We start from the raw sequence: 16,573 nt of genomic DNA, 5'->3' as shown, positions 1-16,573 counted from the left end.
AATTTGAAACGCTTGTGGGGGCCAACCCAACACTTTTTCCAATCTCGTATCCCCCCCCGCCCCCTTAACCGGCTAAACGAGGACCCCCGCCGCGATTGCGGCTCGGCTCCTCGGTGTGCGTCGGTTGCAATTTTGGTTGCATTTACAGACGACATTCAGGACATCTCGCCGAACAGGGAGGCGCACCCCCGGCTCCCGGCGGACACCTGGCACCAACCTGCAGCGCTGGGGGACCTACGGAACTTGACGGTAGATGTCGCGGCGATTCCCGACAGCCAGGACCCACACGACCAGCTGACCGTCCTCGACGGTGTAGACGACACGGTAGTCGCCGATCCGGAGCCGCCAACGGGCGCGGTGCCCCTGAAGCGCCTTGATGTCGAACGCAGTGGTCTCCCCCGCGTCCATCGCCTTCTGGAGTTCGGCCAGACGGTACAGAATACGAAGGGCGTCCGGGCGCGAGATCTTGAGCATGTCCCGCTGAGCGTGCGGCGTGAAGCGCGTGACGTACCCCACGAGGTCAGCCCTGATCGGCACGCAGCAGGGCGGCCATCTCTTCGATCGAGACCGACCCCTCCGCACCCTCGGACTCGGCTTCGTCGGCCAGCCGGTTGAGCCACGCCTCTTCGGCGTTCTCCGCGACCTCACGCAGGCGCTGGTACTCCTGGATGTCGATCACGACGGCTTCCTGCTTGCCCCGCCGAGTGATGATCGTCGGGGTGTCCTCCCGGCGGGCGCGATCGATGACGTCAGCGAGGTGACTGCGGACCTCGGCCATGGATTCGATCACCGGTTTACTCATGTCATGAATGTAGCAGATGTACATGAAGGTCGCAGAGTACAGGGTGGCCGCGGCGGCATCTGTCTCCGCGGCGTTCCCCTCTTTCAGCCTCTCGATCACGAGGTGAGCCCGCGCCCCCACTGGCACGGAGACCGGGGCGGCATGTGACTCTCAGATGGCTGCCTCTCGTGGCTCGAAACGTTTCGGCTCCCAGCACTCCACGACGGCGCCGCCGCCGATCTGGAAGTGCGAATAAGTCGCTGCGTAGAGCAATGTCGGCGAACCGTTGTGTGCAGATGGCCAATACAGGCCGAAAAACCCCCTGGTCGCACGGCGCCTGGCCGAGATCAGTAGCCGTTGGCACCACACCACGTGTTACAGCCCCGACTCAACTCCAGCCTCGCCGGAAAGGTTCCATGTCGAGGCCAGCCAGGCCAGGTCGGCTCTGGCCTGGCGGCGGGTCGCCCGCTCGCGCGAGAACAGCTCCTCGGTCTTCGTCAGCACCAGCGTGTACGGGCGCCCCTGCCGCCTGGTCACATGGCTTACGGGCAGCTCGGCCGTGTCGATCCTGCTGTGCACGTGCCGCCTTCCGTCCTTCGCCAGCGGCCACTCCATCGTCCGCTGCGAACGGGAGCCGAGAAACGCGCCCAGACTGCCGCACAGGTCGCAGCCGCACCCGGTCCACGCCACCGACCAGTCATCCGCGGCGCGAGGCGCCCGTCGTGCGAGCGCGCCGAGCCGGTCCCCGCACTCCCGTGCCACCGCTCCGAGCCCCGCCGCCGGGGGCTCCCCCTCCGTCTGTTCCTGCGCCGCATGGCGCAGCATCGGCAGCAGGCACTCGAGGACCCTGTCCGGGTGGGAACGCAACGCTGCCATGATCCGGCCGCGCAGCATCGCGTCGGCCGCTTCCAGGATGCGCAGCAGCGGCAGGCTCAGCCGCTCCAACCGCGCGCGGCGGATCTCGGCCGGCCCGGTTTCGGTCCACAGCCGCAGCTCACCGTCCACCTGGGTCCAGGCCCCGGCCAACAGCAGCTGGGCCACCTCGGGACTCCGGGCGGAGAACAGCGCCGCGCACAGCCGGGGAAGCTGCTCGGTCCAGCCGTACCGGTGTTCTTCGAAGCGGTTCTGCGCGCCACCGAACCAGCCCTCGGCGACCTGGCCCAGCCATGGGACGCCGTACCGCTTCGCCACCGCGGCCAGATCGTCCGCGTGCTCCGGAATGAGCGCGTCGATCCGGAACGGCTCAAGGAGCATCGCGGCGGTCCCGGGCGCCCGAAGGCCCTCGGCCACCCGCAGCGCGCTCCCCAGCTGCCCGGGCTGTACACCACTGCCCTTCCAGAACGGCGCGAGGGACTCGGCCGCGGCGCGTGCGCCGTCCCGGTCGCCCTTGGTGATACGGGCCTGCAGTTCCTCGAGTGCCCACCGCGATCCGGCCTCGCCGCGCGCCGCGAAGGCCCGCTCTCGTGGCCACACCACGACCGCGGCCCGCCGGTACCAGCGGTCCAGCGTGTTGCCGTAGTTGCCCATGTAGCCCTCGTACTGGGAGTCATAGGGCTTCAGGTCCGCACTCGGGGTACTGGCGCAGCTCTCGTAGTCGCGGACGTACAGCGAGATCTGCTCGCCGTCGGCGTCGTCCGGACCGGTCCACCAGCCGAGGGTGATCTCGTCGTCGATCAGCTCGCCGAGCTCGTAGTCCTCGTCCTCGTCGGCACCCGCGCCGTCGACCGCGGCTGCTTCCTCTCCCCCTTCCTCTTCGTCCGCCTCTTCGTCGTCGTAGTCGTAGTCGTCCCAGGGGTCGTACCCAGCCGGAGTGGCGTCCCAGGTCTCCTTCACCTCGGCGAGGGCGAGTACCGTCTCGCACCCTGCCTGGGCCGCCGCGGCGCGCAGCAGCGCGGCACGCTCCGCGTCGGCGCCCTTGAGCCGGTCCCAGCCGAGGCCCCGCTGGGTGTACTCGTGATCGAGCAGGTAGACAAGACGACGGGGCGGATCGAGGTCCCGGCCGCCGTAGCGCGGCCTGGCCGGTGCGTCGAAGTGCTGCTCCAGACAGTGCGCCACGTCGTCGAGCGGGCCGGCCTCCTGCTCCGGGGCCCCTCGCTCGGCCAGCAGGTTGAACGTGAGGGTCACCCGGTAGCCGCTCCTGACCGGTGTCACCTCGTGCGGGCAGTCGGCGTAGAAGGCCACCAGGCTCAGCTCCGTCTTCGACGCACGGTAGGTCCGGTTCTGCCCGGCGTGCCCGATGACCAGCTCGCCTCCGGTGTGAGCGGAGGGCAGCGACAACACCAGCGTGCCCACCATGGCGTCGTCCTTCTCCGAGTCCTGGTGGGGGAGGAAGAACTGCCCCTTGCCGTACACGAGGAGGGCGTGCGGCTCGGCCCTGAGCCGGGTCGACGCGGGCAGCCCGAGCTCGTCCCGGAAGTACTCCAGCACGCCGTCGAGCAGCGTCGGCCAGGCCGGGCCGCCCAGCATGACCTGGTCCGGCGGGATCTGCCAGGTGTCGCGCACACTGCTGTCGCTCAGGGTCTCCTCCCCCCGGCCGAACAGTGCCGGACGCGCCACCGCGATCAGCTCCCTCACCTGCGGCGCGCGCAGCGGCAGACGCACGGGTCCGACCCCGGCCACCTCAAGGCGGACGCCGTCCGCCGGTGCTTCGAGCCGGGCGCTGAACTCCGCCGCCCTCGCCCCGCCGAGAAGCACGCCCAGCCGCTCCCTGGCACTTTTGGCCATGCGTCCGTCCTCCCTGTTCCCTCGGCCGTGTCGCCGCGATCCGACTCTACGGAGGAGCGGGACTGCGGGTGGCCGTCTCACCCGTACGGGAACGCCTTCCCCGGTACGGACGGGCGGCAGGGAAACACCGGGCTCTGGCCCACGTGCCCCGCACGCCCCCATCCGGGGGCAACGGGAACAGCCGGCACCCGCACCTGACGCCCCGGCGTTGCGCGACAATGGCTCCGTGAACGACGATGATGCGCAACTGCTCTCCCGGGTAAGGTCGTTGCGGGAGAAGGGCAGTGGACCGAAGCAGATCGCGCGGGCCCTCGGGCTGAAACCGGCCCGGGCGAGCGCACTGGTGCGCCAGGTGGCCCACGAACAGCAGAGCGCGGCCGCGCCGACCGCCCGCCCCGTGGTGGGCTGCTGGGTGAGCGCCGGCTGGAGCACCGACCTGGAGCTGTCCGAGGCCCCCGACTGGGCGCGTGCCGACGCCGAGGGCGCCGGGGATCCCGAGGCCGCCGGTTTCGCCCAGGTCCTGATCGCCCGCCGGGAGCGGGCCAGCCGGATCACCGTCTGCGGGTTCCTGGTCGACGCCTACTGCCTCGGTGTCAAGGACATCGTCGGCCCACAGGTGATGGGCGGGGGATCACTGGACGCCTTCGTTCGTGACTACTACCGGGCGTTCGCACGACCGCCGCTGCCGATCGGCCTGGAGCAGGCGCAGAGCATCGTGCACGGCGGTGTGGCCTACGCCCGTACCCTCGGCTTCGAGCCCACGCCGGACCTCGCGCAGGTGTCCGAACACCTCGGCGAGCCCGGCCCGGCCGCCCCGCGGATCGGCTTCGGCCGCCAGGGGCAGCCGTTCTACATCAACGGCCCACGCGACGACGCCCAGGCCGTCGTGAGCACTCTGGAGCGCACCTGCGGCGCGGGCAACTACCACTACGTCCTGGGGACGGGGCCCCTGTGACAGGCGACCACGACGAGCGCCAGGTACGCACGACCGAGCACGAGGCACAGGCCAACCTCAAGGCGGTGCTTCAGCTGTGCGCGGCAGGCCGACTGCGCTGCAGCGAGAAGACACTCCGCCCGTCCGCGGCGACGGTCAGGGCGGTCGCGGAAGCGCTCAGCGGCGGCGACTTCTACGCCGAGGAACCGATCGCGTCCTTCGCCTGGCCGCTGCTGCTCCAGGCCGGCGGACTCGCCGAACTCACCTCCGGGAAGCTCGCACTGACCGCACGCGGCAGGGCGGCACTGACCAAACCGACACACGACACGCTCGCCCAGCTGTGGCGGCGCTGGCTCAGCCGCGGCGTGATCGACGAGTTCTCCCGCGTCGAAGCGATCAAGGGCCAGCGCACGGCGAACGTCCTCACCGCTGTCAAGCCGCGCCGGGCCCAAGTCGGCGCGGCCCTGGCCGCCTGTACACCCGGCGAGTGGACCGACGTCGACACGCTCTTTCGCACCATGCGCAAGGCCGGTCACGATCCCGAGATCGCCCGCAGTGAGCGTGCCCTGTGGAAGCTCTACCTAGAGGACCCCGAATACGGCAGCCTCGGCTATGACGGGTTCCACAACTGGGAACTCCTCCAGGGCCGGTACACCCTCGCCGTGCTCTTCGAGTATGCCGCAGTCCTCGGCCTGATCGACGTGGACCACCGGCCGCCGGTGGGCGCCCGCGACGACTACCACGACAACTGGGGCGCCGACTGGACCGACTGCATCAGCCGCTACGACGGCCTCCTCGCCCTCCGCCTCAACCCGCTCGGCGCCTATGCCACCGGGCAGACGGCCGCCTACCTCCCCGCACCGGCCGAAACCGCCCCGAGGAGTACCGGCGGCCTGAAGGTGCTCCCCAACCACGACGTGGTGGCCCTCGACGGACTCGCCCCCGCCGAGACCCTCCTTCTCGACGCCTTCGCCGAGCGCACCGGCGACCGCGTGTGGGCCCTGACCTCCGCCTCGCTGCTCGCCGCCGCCGACACGGGCCGCGATCTCGCCGAACTCCGCCACCATCTGGACGCCACTGCCACTCCACTCCCGCAGACGGTCACCACCCTGCTGGCCGACGCCTCCCGCAGGGTGGGCCAGGTCCGCGACACCGGGCCGGTACACCTCGTCGAGTGCGCGGACGCGGCCGTCGCGGCCCTCCTCGCCAACGACCGCCGCACCCGCAACCACTGCATCCGCCTCGGCGAACGCCACCTCGCCGTCCCCCTCGACAAGCTCCCCGCCTTCCGTAAGTCCGCCCTCGCCCAGGGCTACCCGGTCGGCTGACACACGCCCTCGTGGGGCACCGGACACGGACCGGCACAGTAAGTGGTCCGACCAAGAGGAACCCTCTGTCCGCTGGTTGCAGTTCTGGTTGCATTCACCCCCGTCCGGAGCCGTCCGCCGCCTGTCCAGCGAGCCGCTCCGTCGCAGGTCAGAACGCCCCCGGCCCTCCCCGAACCCCCGGACGAACATTTGGAAAGCGTGTTGGGGGCAACCCCTCACGAGTTCGAATCTCGTATCCTCCGCCAGTGCCTCACCGGGCACGATGTCGAAGGGCCCCACCGTTCGCGGTGGGGCCCTTCGTCGTGCGTGGTTGCACTTTTGGTTCGCGGCTACCGGCCGTTGAGGACGTCACGGCAGGCGCGGCAGTACATGGCCGCGTTCCGTCCGTACCTGTGCATCAGCTGGCCGCACCCGGCGCATGGCCCCAGTTCCCAGTCCAGGCATCCCAGCGTGGCGGACACAGCGCCCCGCTCCACGTGACCTGCATCGGGTCGCGGGTGCGCTGAACAGGCATGCGCGGGAGGTGAAGCCGCCGGTGGGCTGGTTGAGGTCGGCATCTGCGCCCGCGCGTTCGGCACCGCAGGCATCCACGAACACGCCTGCGTCCGCTGCTCCATGCTCTGCCCAGCGCGCCCGCCTGGCCGAAATCCGCGACAACCTCCTGGCCCGGATCCTCGAAGCCGAACGCGAGGGCTGGCTGGGCGAGATGGAGGGACTCGAGATCAGCCTCGCCGGCGCCCAGGACAAGCTCGCCCAGCTGGACGCGGAGAAGACTCGTCAGCGCACCATCGACCTCGGCATGCCCACGTTCTCCAACCTGGTAGGACGCACAGGATCCAGCCCACAGCCGGGTTTTTCTGCGCGTTGACCAGTCGCCCTGTGACGGGCCGATATGCAGTTCGGGAGTCGGTCAGCCCGCATCGGCTCCGAGTTCGATCACCGGTCCAACCAGGGCAAGAGCCTGATCGACGACCTCGTCCAGGCTTTCGCTGCCGTCGCTGTCCACCCAGCGGCGCAGGGCGGCTTGGAAGGCCGTCAGGGCGACGCCGGCAGCGACGGCAGGACGCAGGTCGACGCCCGGGTCCAGTCCGGCACGCAGGGCGAGGATGCCGGTCATCTCGGCCTGCCACTGGGACTGCCGCTCCAGGAAGCGGGCCAGAAGGGCCGGGGTGTCGAGGATCAGCCTGCTCACGCGCAGCATCTTGGCCGGATTGCCGACGCTCATCGAGGTGAACACCGACAGGGCACGACGCAACGCCACCGCGGGCGGCTCGTCGGCGGGCCGGGCGTTCAGCTCCGCGCACAACTTCACACCGGCTTCCGCCAGCATGTGCACGATCACGTCTTCCTTGGAATCGAAGTAGCGCGAGAACGTACGGCGTGACATTCCCACGGCGGCCACGATCTGGTCGACCGTCGTCTCTTCGAATCCCTGGTCGGCCAGCAGCTTGACCGCGGCCTCCGCCAGTTCGCTGCGCACGAGCAGGCGCTTGCGCTCCGCCATGTTGGCCGCCGGGGCCGTCTTCGCATCTCCCACGAAACCGATGCTAGTCCGAGCCAGATGAGTCCCACCAGGCCCCAATTGACTCACCGTGTCATCAACGGCAGTCTGGGTCTCATGGCAGACCTTAAATGGACCGCATCCCGCATCCCCGACCTGACGGGCCGGACCTTCGTCGTCACCGGAGCCAACAGCGGCCTCGGCCTGGCCACCACCCGCCACCTGGCGCGGCACGGTGCGCACGTCGTCATGACCGTACGCAACGAGGCCAAGGGCCGCCGGGCCGTCGCCGACATCCGCGCCGCCGATCCCGACGCAAGCCTTGAGATGCGCCATCTCGACCTCGCCGATCTGGACTCGGTCAAGGCGTTCGCCGCCCGCGCGCACGACGACGCCCTGCAGGTCGACGTCCTGATCAACAACGCGGGTGTCATGACGCCACCCCGAACGCTGAGCCCCCAGGGCCACGAGTCACAGTTCGCCGGTAACCACCTCGGCCACTTCGCCCTCACCGGCCTGCTCATGGACCTGCTGCGGCAGGGGCGTGACCCGCGTGTGGTGACCGTCAGCTCGATCGGGCATCACGGCGGGCGAATCCACTTCGACGACCTCTCCGGCGCCCGGACGTACCAGCGCGTGAAGTACTACGACCAGTCGAAGTTCGCCAACGTCCTCTTCGGCCTGGAACTCGACCGCAGGCTCCGCGCGGCCGGCAGCCCGGTGCGGAGCCTGCTCGCCCACCCCGGGATCACGGCCACCAACCTCCAGCGCACCGGCCCGACCGGCCTGTTCCGGGTGGGAGGCGCCCTCGTCAACCGGCTGTTCGCCCAGGACGTCGAGATCGGCGCGCTTCCCCAACTGCGCGCCGCGACGGCACCGGACGTCGAGGGCGGGCAGTTCTTCGGCCCCGACGGATGGAAGGAGTTGCGCGGACATCCCACGGTCGTCCACCCCGACCCTGCGGCGAAGGACCCTGACACCGCACGCCGCCTGTGGGTGCTGTCCGAGGAGCTGACCGGCGTGGCCTACGCACCCGCCCCTTCGGCATGACCCAAGGCCATCTTCGGCCCGCATACAGCTGCAACGGTGAGCGAGTGCCCGGAGGAGCGCGGGCTGCCGCGCCTCGGCCTCACGGCTCCGAACGGTGATGAGACTCTTTGAAATCCGGCCAGAGCTGCTTCTCTTCCTCACTTGTTCCAGTTTCGGACGATATGGGGAGGGTGGGGAGGTGAGCATGCTTGAGGCGCCGCCGACCGTCAGGTCGGCGGCCCCTGGCCTCGGTTACGCGCTGGACCGACGTTGCGGACGGCATCCGGGCACTTGGCTGGCGCGCCGGCTCCGATCCGACGGCTGGAGCGGCAAGGCCCAGACGTTCCTGACGCGTCACGGCGGAACCGCCGTGCTCACCGGCAGGTTCGTCGGAGTCATCCGGGCCTCCCTGCCCTTCGCCGCCGGAGCGTCCGGCATGCCGCAGCGCCGCTTCTTCTTCTACAGCGCGGCCGCATCGCTGGTCTGGGGCACCGGTAACGTGCTCCTCGGCCTACTTCGTCGGCACGGCGGCGACCAGAGTCCTGCACTCGGCGGGGCTGATCGGCGCCGCCGTGCTTGCCGCCGTTGCTGTGGCGCTGTTCTGCGTTGTGTGGGTCCTCAAGCGCCGTCGCGGCCGCGTGCAGGCCGCGAGTGCCGTGGTGGCGTCGGGCGGGGTTCCTCGAACCTCCGAACAGCGGCCAATGCGCGTCGTCACGTATTCCGAGGAGAAGTAGTCCATGGGACGCGCAGGGCAGCGCATGGAAACCGGCAGCCAGCTCGCCCACCCCCGAGAACTCCCCGGCGGGACCTGCACTGACCGCGCGGCACCGACGTAGGCACGGGTCGCCCGCACCCTCGACGAACCCACGCCGCCGCACGCCAAGGGCGTCGGATTCGGCACCGACGCTGGTGATCGCCGGCGTCCCGCCCTTCTCCCCCGGTACCCCAGCGGCCGCGCATGTCAGCACCCGGCGCGAACTCGGTGAGAACGGCAATGAGGCTTCTCAGCACCGCGGAGCGAGGCCGGACGGGACGACCGGGGCGCTGGCGAGCGGCGGAGCAGCCGCCTCGACGCTCCCACGGACGCTGAATGCCGTCGAAGGCCAGACCGGTGTGGAGCTGGTCGCGACGATCAGCCGCCCGTCACGTCCTCGGCCCACGCCCCCCATTCGCAGGCGCCGAGCAGCGGTTCGAACCGCTCCGGCGTTGTCGGTCAGGCCGTCCACCGCCACCCCGTCCTGCGTGGACGGCGGCGAACTGCCTGACCGCCGGCGAAGCCCGACGGCGCGTCAGAGCACGCCGGTCCAGACCAGCTTGGCGCCCGAGTCGCCGGCCAGGTACGAGTAGACGAGATTGAGGCCGGAGAGGCCCACCACGACGACAACGAGCGCCGCAGGCGCCCAGCGCGGCATACGGGCTCCGCGCTTCGAGCGAACCTGCAGCAACAACAGAATGGTCGTTATACCGAGTCCCAGACTGAGAAGCTGCAACGTGTCCGCGTAGTCCGCGTGTTGCGCCACCTTGTGAAGCACACTGCTCGGGTAGTGCTTCTCGGTGACCACTTCCTGCAGGCTTTCACCGGACTCCCGGGCGACGATCGCCATGAGAGGAGTCACCACCGCGAGCACCCACACCACCCAGCCCAACTGGGGGCGGAACCGGGGCAGCATGGCGTATCCAGCAGCGCCCAGCGCCAGCAACGGGATGAGCACTACCGCCGCGTGGACCGCAAGCGGGTGCAGGGGGAGACCCATGAATTCTTTGAACACTGCTCGCTCTCGTTCCCTAGTGCGTGAATGCCGGCTCGGCCGTGGTCGACTCGTGCCGGCCGTCTGACGAGTCAGCCGACATGCGGACGAACGGCGCCGTCTGCTCCACACCGGTCCCCAGCTGGACCGTGGTGACGGTGACGGCGCCGTTGGCCTGGTTGCCCGGCGAGACGCCTCGAATGGCCATGGGACCGGCCACCGCCGTGGTGACGAGGGTGTTCAGCAGGGTCTGCCGAGCGAGGCGCCCGACTGTCGGGGGCGACTCCCGGTGCGCCGGGCGTGTCGGCGTCATGGTTGCCGAGGCCGGACAGTGCGGTGTTCGGCATCGGTACGTGCATCCGGCCCGGACCGAAGCCGCTGTTGACCCCGGTGAAGAGGACCTGGCCGACGGTCCGCTCGCTCTCGGCATGTGGCCCAACATGCATCAGATGGCACAGTGTGTCAATGTTGTCCCGACGTGATCTATCTAGACGATGCGTCGGGCATCCGCGCTGCACCCGACGCCGACAGCCGACGCTGATCCTGCGGTCAGGACCGGGCTGCTGGTGCCGCAGCGCGGGCCCGGTGCGCGCGGATCTCGTCATGGTGGTCGGCGGCCCAGCCGATCAGGGATGTCACGATCTCGTGGAGGCCGCGCCCCAACGGGGTGAGGGAGTACTCGACGCGCGGTGGAACCTCCGCGTAGGCGGTGCGGGTGATCAGACCGTCCTCGTGGAGCTGGCGGAGCGTGAGGGTGAGCATCCGCTGGGAGATTCCGGGGACCTGGCGCTGCAGGTCGGTGTAGCGCAGCGGGCCGGCCTCCACCACCGCGATGAGCAGCAGGCTCCACTTGTCGCCGACGCGGTCGAGGACCTGCCGGATGAACTCCATGTGCTCGGCGGGGATGCGGGCACAGGGCCCCACCGCCGCCGCGCCGCCCGAACTGCCGGTGACCTCCATGACGCACATTCCTCTCCGGCACGAACACCGATGTGCCTTTTGTATCGACTTCCATACTGGCCCAACATGGCGCTACGAACAAAACGTAGGAATCAAGCGCAGGCACGGGAGGCGCGCCATGAAGATCGAGATCTGGGCCGAGGTCACCTGCCCCTGGTGCGGACTGGGCAGCCACTGTCTGGACCGGGCTGTGGAGCGGTTCGAGCACGGCGACGAGGTGGAGGTCGTCCACCACTCGTTCCCGCTGAGCAGCTCGTTCCCCGTGGGTGAGACGTTCAGCGTCCGTGACGCGCTGCTGCGCCGGCACGGCATCGGCGGCTCCCAGGCCGAGGCGTCCACCCGCCGGATCGAGGCGCTGGCCGAGGCCGAGGGACTCGCCCCCTACAGGGTGCTGGACAACCTGGTCGGCAACACCGACCTGGCGCACGAGTTCCTCGCCCACGCCTCCGCCGAGGGCAAGAACCGCGAAGCCTGGGACGCGATCTTCCGCGCCTACTTCGGCCAGGCCCGCCCCGTCTTCGGCATGGACGACCTGCTCGACCTGAGCCAGGAAATCGGCCTGGACGGCGAGGGCACCCGCAGGGCGCTCACCGAGCACCGCTACCAGCGCCACGTCCGCGACGATGCCGCCCGCGCCCAGCGCCTGGGCGCCGCCGGCGCGCCCTTCATCGTCGTCGACGGCAGGTACGCCATCCCCGGCGCGCAGGACAGCGACGGCCTTCTCGACGTGCTGCGCACGGCCTGGGACGCATCCCACCCGCTCACCCTGACGACCGACGGTGACGCTCCGGTCTGCGGCCCCGACGGCTGCGCCGTACCGGCCCGCAGCTGACCTCCACCGGTCACCCCCCACTTCTTGCTGCTCCGCCCTGACCGCCCCACCGGCCTTGCGCAAGTGATCGAATCACGAGAAAAGGAGTTCCAAAGATGAATGCAGAGCAGACCAATTCCGATCGCTCCTCGCAGAAGGCTCGATTCATCAAACTTGGACCAGGCGAGGGTCTGGAAACTCGCGTCAACATCGCACCGATCTACTTGCTCAAAGCGGGCGCCGCCCATACCGACGGCCAGTACTCAGTCCTTGAGGTCTCGGTGAACCACGACGTCCCACTCCACATCCACGACACCGCTGACGAACTCTTCTTCCTGCTGGAAGGCACGCTACGGGTGACCTTTGACGACGAGCAGCACGAGGTCGGCCCGGGTAGTTTTATGTTCCTGCCTGCAGGGATTCCCCATGCGGTCAAGACGGTAGGGGAGACCGTGCCGCGTCTTCTGCAGATCTCGGTTCCCGGAGGTTTCGAGCACTTCATCGAAGATATGGTTGAGCTTCAAGCCAAGGGTAGGGCGATGGACTTGGATTCGGAGGAGTTCCGAGAGTTCTCGCGCAAGCACGACTGGACCTTGCTCGGGTCAGCTGGAAGCGCTGATCCCAACGCTGACGAACCGCAGGCTTCGTAGCTGCTGATGCCGCCCGCGCCCAGCGCCTGGGCGCCGCCGGCGCGCCCTTCATCGTCGTCGACGGCAGGTACGCCATCCCCGGCGCGCAGGACAGCGACGGCCTTCTCGACGTGCTGCGCACGGCCTGGGACGCATCCCACCAGCTCACCCTCACCACCGGCGGCGACGCTGCGGTCTGCGGCCCCGACGGCTGCGCCGTACGGGCCCGCAGTTGACCTCCACCGGTCACCCCCCGATCCGCCCCCCGACCCACCCTTGATCGTTTCGGAAGGCTGAGTTCTCCATGTCCTACCTGCTGCACCTCGACGCCTCCTCGCTCGGCGAGGCATCCGTCTCCCGTCAGGTCGCCCGGTCCTTCCGTGACGAGTGGAAGGGCCCGGTCGTCCACCGCGACCTGGCCGTCGCCCCCGCCCCTCACCTCAGCGCGGCGGGCATCACCGCCCGCACCACCGACCCTGCCGAGCACACCTCCGAGCAGGCGAAGGCCGCGGCGGTCCAGGACGAGCTGATCGAGGAGTTCCTCGGCGCCGACGCCTACCTCTTCACCGTGCCGATGTACAACCTCACGATGCCGTCCGTGTTCAAGGCGTGGCTGGACCAGATCATGGTCGCCGGGCGCACCCTGAGCTTCGACGGACCCCCTCCCACCCTCGGCCGCCCCGCCACGGTGATCTCCGCACGCGGCGGCGGCTACGGCCCCGGCGCCCCCAAGCACGGCATGGACCACCTGGTGCCGGCGCTGGAAACCGTCCTGGGCCACCCGGCCAACCTCGGCCTCGACCTGACGACGGTCCTGCCCGAACTGACCATGGCCCCGTACGTGCCGATGATGGCCCCGCTGCTGCCGGTGCACGAGGCGTCCATGACCAAGGCGCACGACGAGGCCCGCCGCCTGAGCTCTGCCCTGACCGGCCGACCGGCCGCCTGATCCACCCCTGAACCGCCCGAAAGGCGTTTGATCACCATGAGCAACCTCCTGGTCCTCGGCGGCAGCGGCCGCACCGGCACCCACGTCCTGGAGCACGCCGCCCAACGCGGCCACCACGTCCGCGCCCTCGTCCGCAACCCCGACAAGGTGCAGGCACCGGCCGGTGTCGAGCTGGTCCGGGGCACCCCTGCGAACATCGACGACATCCGCCGGGCCGCCGAAGGCACCCAGGGGGTGATCAGCGCGCTGAACAACGCCCGCGCCTCCGACAACCCGTGGGCCAAGCCGGTCAGCCCGCCGATGTTCATGACCGACGCCGCCCGCAACACGCTCACCGTCATGGGCGAGCAGGGCATCCGCCGCATCGTGCTGACGTCCACACAGGGCGCGGGCGACGACTGGGCCCGGCTCAACCCGCTGGTCAAGGCGTTCATCAAGCTGTCGAACATCAAGGCCGGCTTCGAGGACCACACCGGCCTCGACCAGGTCGTCCACGCCTCATCCGGCATCGACTGGACCCTGACCCGCGCCGTCACCCTCACCGACAAGCCTGCCGGTGGCCCCGTACGGGCCGCCGAGGCCGGCACCGAAAAGCCCGGCGCACGGATCAACCGCGCCGACCTCGCCCAGTTCCTCGTCCAGACGCTCGAGGACGACACCTGGATCCGCAGAGCCCCCCTCGTCTGGAACACACGAGGATGACGCCCTCGGGCGGTCCGCCATGAACCGGACCCTGTTCCACCCCACCCCACCCCACCACCGCACCGCACCGCACCGCAATCCGAACAGTGAAGAGGAGAACATCCCATGTCCAAGGTGATCGCCATCTTCGGCGCCGGCAAGGGCCTCGGCGCCTCCGTCGCCCGCCGCTTCGCCCGCGAGGGTTTCCGTGTGGCGCTCGTCGCCCGCGGCAAGGAGCGTCTCGACGCCCTCGTCGAGGAGCTGAAGGCCGAAGGCATCGACGCGGCCGGTTTCACCGCCGACCTGTCCAAGCCCGAGCAGGCCGGCGCCACGGTCCAGGCCATCCGTGACCACTTCGGTCGCATCGACGTGGTCGAGTACGGTCCGATCAGCGGCGAGCAGGCCTTCGCTCCCGCCGCGAAGCTGGACGCCGCCACCCTGCGCAAGGACAGCCCGCTGCTCCTGCTCACCCCGGTCGAGGTGGCCCAGGCCGTGCTGCCGGAATGGAACGAGCGCGGCGACGGCGCCTTCCTGATGACCACCGGCGCCACGGCCGGCTCCCCGCGCCCCTTCGCCAGCGGCGTCGGCCCGCTCATGGCAGCCGCCCGCAACTGGCTCTTCTCGCTCAACGGCGAGCTGGCCGACGCCGGCATCTACGCCGGCACCCTGTCCATCGCCGCGTTCATCGCCCGGAGCGAGATGGGCGAACTCGCCGCGAGGAGCCTGGCCAGGACCGGCTCCGGCACGGGCCCGCTCGTCGACCCGGACGCGCTGGCCGACCAGTACTGGGACATGTACACCAAGCGTGACCGCGTCGAGCAGCTCTTCCCCGAGTACGACGCCGCCTGAGGTAACGGCCGGGCAGGTGCTGCCCCAGCGGCCCAACAGGACACCGCGCGGGGTGCGGCGCCCGGACGCACAGCCGTGCCCCGACGGTAGTCGAGCGGGAAAGCCCACGAGCCTGCGCGGCCCGGCAGCGCAGCCCGCGTTGCCGAGCCTCAGCCGCCCCGCGCTCAGCTCACCCGACCTCATCCCTGCCGTGATCCACACACTGTCCACCTTGCCTGGGGGCGAGTCGCTCCGCGAGGTCCGCCTCAGGCTGTCGAACATCAAGGCGGGCTTCGAGGACCACACAGGCGTCGACCAGGTCGTCCGCGCCTCGTCCGGCATCGACTGGACCCTGACCCGCGCCGTCGCCCTCACCGACAAGCCTCTCAGCGGCCCCCTACGGGCAGCCGAGACCGGCACCGAAAAGCCCGGCGCACGGATCAACCGCGCCGACCTCGCCCACTTCCTCGTCCAGACGATCGAGGACGACGCATGGATCCGCAAAGCCCCCCTCGTCTGGAACACACGAGGATGACCCACCCCATGATCCACACCCACCCCATGCACAACAGCTGTCCGACCTTAGGCGCGCCGTCCCCCGACGGCGACGCCGGACTGGAGTGACATGACCACCACCGACACCCCCCACACCGACATCGAATTCAACCCGCGCCTGCGCGTCGTGTTCGACGACCTCCAGAAGACGTTCGGGGACCTGGCGCTCAGGCACGGCATCACGTTCGAGGAGCTGGGCCAGGCCATCACCTACGTGCAGAAGCTGGCCGCGTCAGGAGAGTTCCCGCTGGCGACGATCCAGCTCCTCGCCATCCGCACGATGGAGGTCAGTTACGGCAGGGCCTACGCCCACCCGGAGAAGGACGGCGCCTCCACCTGGATGGCGACCGGGCCCGCCTACGTCCCCGGGGCACCGGAGATCGACAACCCCGGCGTGCTGCCGATGGCACCCGACGAGCCCGGCGAGACCCTGCTCGTCTCCGGCACCGTACGCTCCACCTCGGGCAAGCCGCTGCCCGGCGCGGTCATCGATCTCTGGCAGACCACCGCCGACGGCCAGTACGCGGGCCTGACACCCGAGCAGGCGGGACCCCTGGACGGCCTCGACGTCGTCAACTTCGACCTGCCGAAGTACCACCTCCGCGGCAAGATCGTCACGGATGCCGAGGGCCGCTACGAATACCGCACCGTCGTGCCGGGGGTGGAGCCCGCGGCGGTGCCGGGCGGCATGCTCGACGACCTCCTGCTCATGCTGGGACGGGCCAACTCACGCGCGCGGCACATCCACGCGCACATCACCCACGACGACCATCACATGCTCACCCACCAGATCCACTTCGACGGCGACCCACTCATCGACGCGGTCAGCGAGGGCGCCATCGCACGGGACCTGATCCACAAGACCGAACTCCACGAGGACCCCGCCGAGTGGGAAGCACGCGGTCTGACCGGCCCCTACCGCACCCTCACCTGCGACTACACACTCCGCCCCACCGGCTTCGACGAGGTCAAGGACCCCTACCACCTCGAAGGCTTCTGGAAGCAGTGACAGTGACCCGCAGCAGGTGAACAACAGGCTGTGGGGGGGGGCGGGCGGCGCCCCCCCCCCCCCGCCCGCGAGAAAACACCCAACCCGCCACGGCGGCCCACCGCCG

19 protein-coding genes are annotated in these 16,573 nt (G+C 69.8%); 12 read left to right on the top strand and 7 right to left on the bottom strand.

The features are described from left to right. Positions 1–234: 234 nt before the first annotated feature. From AB0N07_RS45730 to AB0N07_RS45720, 3 genes are all read right to left on the bottom strand, one after another. On the bottom strand, positions 235–516 hold the full coding sequence (locus AB0N07_RS45730) for a type II toxin-antitoxin system RelE/ParE family toxin (protein ID WP_365845997.1): 282 nt from the start codon (positions 514–516) through the stop codon (positions 235–237). Positions 517–520: 4 nt separating this feature from the next. Continuing rightward, on the bottom strand, positions 521–778 hold the full coding sequence (locus AB0N07_RS45725) for a type II toxin-antitoxin system Phd/YefM family antitoxin (RefSeq protein ID WP_365846001.1): 258 nt from the start codon (positions 776–778) through the stop codon (positions 521–523). A 378-nt stretch (positions 779–1,156) separates the two neighbouring features. Then, positions 1,157–3,505, bottom strand: a complete 2,349-nt coding sequence (locus AB0N07_RS45720; RefSeq protein WP_365845995.1) for a 2OG-Fe(II) oxygenase — start codon at positions 3,503–3,505, stop codon at positions 1,157–1,159. 226 nt (positions 3,506–3,731) lie between these two features. On the opposite strand from AB0N07_RS45720, the gene AB0N07_RS45715 reads away from it, so the two are divergent. From AB0N07_RS45715 to AB0N07_RS45705, 3 genes are all read left to right on the top strand, one after another. Further along, positions 3,732–4,460: a hypothetical protein gene (locus AB0N07_RS45715; protein WP_365845993.1), complete on the top strand. Its 729-nt coding sequence runs from the start codon at positions 3,732–3,734 to the stop codon at positions 4,458–4,460. After that, positions 4,457–5,767: a helicase-associated domain-containing protein gene (locus tag AB0N07_RS45710; RefSeq protein ID WP_365845991.1), complete on the top strand. Its 1,311-nt coding sequence runs from the start codon at positions 4,457–4,459 to the stop codon at positions 5,765–5,767. Before AB0N07_RS45715 ends, AB0N07_RS45710 begins: the two co-directional genes overlap by 4 nt. Before the next feature lie 544 nt (positions 5,768–6,311). Beyond that, on the top strand, positions 6,312–6,635 hold the full coding sequence (locus AB0N07_RS45705) for a hypothetical protein (protein WP_365845989.1): 324 nt from the start codon (positions 6,312–6,314) through the stop codon (positions 6,633–6,635). Between the two features lie 42 nt (positions 6,636–6,677). On the opposite strand, the gene AB0N07_RS45700 is transcribed toward AB0N07_RS45705, so the two are convergent. Beyond that, positions 6,678–7,271, bottom strand: coding sequence for a TetR family transcriptional regulator (locus tag AB0N07_RS45700; protein ID WP_365845999.1), 594 nt, complete (start codon positions 7,269–7,271; stop codon positions 6,678–6,680). A gap of 114 nt (positions 7,272–7,385) precedes the next feature. On the opposite strand from AB0N07_RS45700, the gene AB0N07_RS45695 reads away from it, so the two are divergent. Further along, positions 7,386–8,318, top strand: a complete 933-nt coding sequence (locus tag AB0N07_RS45695; RefSeq protein ID WP_365845987.1) for an oxidoreductase — start codon at positions 7,386–7,388, stop codon at positions 8,316–8,318. A gap of 97 nt (positions 8,319–8,415) precedes the next feature. Then, positions 8,416–9,114: a VTT domain-containing protein gene (locus AB0N07_RS45690; RefSeq protein WP_365845985.1), complete on the top strand. Its 699-nt coding sequence runs from the start codon at positions 8,416–8,418 to the stop codon at positions 9,112–9,114. A gap of 472 nt (positions 9,115–9,586) precedes the next feature. Here the strand turns inward: AB0N07_RS45690 and AB0N07_RS45685 are convergent, their stop codons facing one another. From AB0N07_RS45685 to AB0N07_RS45675, 3 genes are all read right to left on the bottom strand, one after another. Continuing rightward, on the bottom strand, positions 9,587–10,051 hold the full coding sequence (locus tag AB0N07_RS45685) for a DUF2231 domain-containing protein (RefSeq protein ID WP_207921682.1): 465 nt from the start codon (positions 10,049–10,051) through the stop codon (positions 9,587–9,589). Between the two features lie 31 nt (positions 10,052–10,082). Then, the gene (locus AB0N07_RS45680; RefSeq protein WP_365845983.1) at positions 10,083–10,358 is read right to left on the bottom strand and encodes a hypothetical protein; all 276 of its coding nucleotides are present in this window, start codon (positions 10,356–10,358) and stop codon (positions 10,083–10,085) included. A 236-nt stretch (positions 10,359–10,594) separates the two neighbouring features. After that, entirely contained in the window at positions 10,595–11,005 is a 411-nt protein-coding gene (locus AB0N07_RS45675) for a helix-turn-helix domain-containing protein (RefSeq protein ID WP_189959011.1), read from the bottom strand. A 118-nt stretch (positions 11,006–11,123) separates the two neighbouring features. On the opposite strand from AB0N07_RS45675, the gene AB0N07_RS45670 reads away from it, so the two are divergent. The 7 genes from AB0N07_RS45670 to AB0N07_RS45640 all read left to right on the top strand — a co-directional run bounded on the left by AB0N07_RS45670 (position 11,124) and on the right by AB0N07_RS45640 (position 16,467). Next, positions 11,124–11,837, top strand: coding sequence for a DsbA family oxidoreductase (locus AB0N07_RS45670; protein WP_365845981.1), 714 nt, complete (start codon positions 11,124–11,126; stop codon positions 11,835–11,837). Between the two features lie 95 nt (positions 11,838–11,932). Further along, positions 11,933–12,466 (top strand): cupin domain-containing protein, encoded by a 534-nt coding sequence (locus AB0N07_RS45665; protein ID WP_365845979.1) that lies wholly within the window; start codon positions 11,933–11,935, stop codon positions 12,464–12,466. 283 nt (positions 12,467–12,749) lie between these two features. Further along, positions 12,750–13,394, top strand: a complete 645-nt coding sequence (locus AB0N07_RS45660; protein WP_365845977.1) for an NAD(P)H-dependent oxidoreductase — start codon at positions 12,750–12,752, stop codon at positions 13,392–13,394. Between the two features lie 36 nt (positions 13,395–13,430). Then, complete coding sequence (locus AB0N07_RS45655; RefSeq protein WP_365845975.1) at positions 13,431–14,096, top strand: NAD(P)-binding oxidoreductase; 666 nt, start codon at positions 13,431–13,433, stop codon at positions 14,094–14,096. A 105-nt stretch (positions 14,097–14,201) separates the two neighbouring features. Then, on the top strand, positions 14,202–14,924 hold the full coding sequence (locus AB0N07_RS45650) for an SDR family NAD(P)-dependent oxidoreductase (protein WP_365845973.1): 723 nt from the start codon (positions 14,202–14,204) through the stop codon (positions 14,922–14,924). 190 nt (positions 14,925–15,114) lie between these two features. Continuing rightward, positions 15,115–15,438, top strand: a complete 324-nt coding sequence (locus AB0N07_RS45645; protein ID WP_365845971.1) for an NAD(P)H-binding protein — start codon at positions 15,115–15,117, stop codon at positions 15,436–15,438. 90 nt (positions 15,439–15,528) lie between these two features. After that, positions 15,529–16,467, top strand: a complete 939-nt coding sequence (locus tag AB0N07_RS45640; protein ID WP_365845969.1) for a catechol 1,2-dioxygenase — start codon at positions 15,529–15,531, stop codon at positions 16,465–16,467. Positions 16,468–16,573: the final 106 nt, after the last annotated feature.

The sequence above is a fragment of the Streptomyces sp. NPDC051172 genome (assembly GCF_040682555.1).
Classification (GTDB): Bacteria; Actinomycetota; Actinomycetes; order Streptomycetales; family Streptomycetaceae; genus Streptomyces.
This window is presented reverse-complemented; position numbering and strand designations above follow the sequence as displayed.

Excerpts from the sequence above, each read along its gene's own strand:
- AB0N07_RS45700 (WP_365845999.1), bottom strand. The coding sequence starts at position 7,271 with ATGGCGGAGCGCAAGCGCCTGCTCGTGCGCAGCGAACTGGCGGAGGCC.
- AB0N07_RS45680 (WP_365845983.1), bottom strand. The coding sequence starts at position 10,358 with ATGACGCCGACACGCCCGGCGCACCGGGAGTCGCCCCCGACAGTCGGG.
- AB0N07_RS45675 (WP_189959011.1), bottom strand. The coding sequence starts at position 11,005 with ATGGAGGTCACCGGCAGTTCGGGCGGCGCGGCGGCGGTGGGGCCCTGT.
- AB0N07_RS45690 (WP_365845985.1), top strand. The coding sequence starts at position 8,416 with ATGAGACTCTTTGAAATCCGGCCAGAGCTGCTTCTCTTCCTCACTTGT.
- AB0N07_RS45665 (WP_365845979.1), top strand. The coding sequence starts at position 11,933 with ATGAATGCAGAGCAGACCAATTCCGATCGCTCCTCGCAGAAGGCTCGA.
- AB0N07_RS45725 (WP_365846001.1), bottom strand. The coding sequence starts at position 778 with ATGGCCGAGGTCCGCAGTCACCTCGCTGACGTCATCGATCGCGCCCGC.
- AB0N07_RS45670 (WP_365845981.1), top strand. The coding sequence starts at position 11,124 with ATGAAGATCGAGATCTGGGCCGAGGTCACCTGCCCCTGGTGCGGACTG.
- AB0N07_RS45640 (WP_365845969.1), top strand. The coding sequence starts at position 15,529 with ATGACCACCACCGACACCCCCCACACCGACATCGAATTCAACCCGCGC.
- AB0N07_RS45655 (WP_365845975.1), top strand. The coding sequence starts at position 13,431 with ATGAGCAACCTCCTGGTCCTCGGCGGCAGCGGCCGCACCGGCACCCAC.
- AB0N07_RS45685 (WP_207921682.1), bottom strand. The coding sequence starts at position 10,051 with ATGGGTCTCCCCCTGCACCCGCTTGCGGTCCACGCGGCGGTAGTGCTC.
- AB0N07_RS45650 (WP_365845973.1), top strand. The coding sequence starts at position 14,202 with ATGTCCAAGGTGATCGCCATCTTCGGCGCCGGCAAGGGCCTCGGCGCC.
- AB0N07_RS45660 (WP_365845977.1), top strand. The coding sequence starts at position 12,750 with ATGTCCTACCTGCTGCACCTCGACGCCTCCTCGCTCGGCGAGGCATCC.
- AB0N07_RS45720 (WP_365845995.1), bottom strand. The coding sequence starts at position 3,505 with ATGGCCAAAAGTGCCAGGGAGCGGCTGGGCGTGCTTCTCGGCGGGGCG.
- AB0N07_RS45695 (WP_365845987.1), top strand. The coding sequence starts at position 7,386 with ATGGCAGACCTTAAATGGACCGCATCCCGCATCCCCGACCTGACGGGC.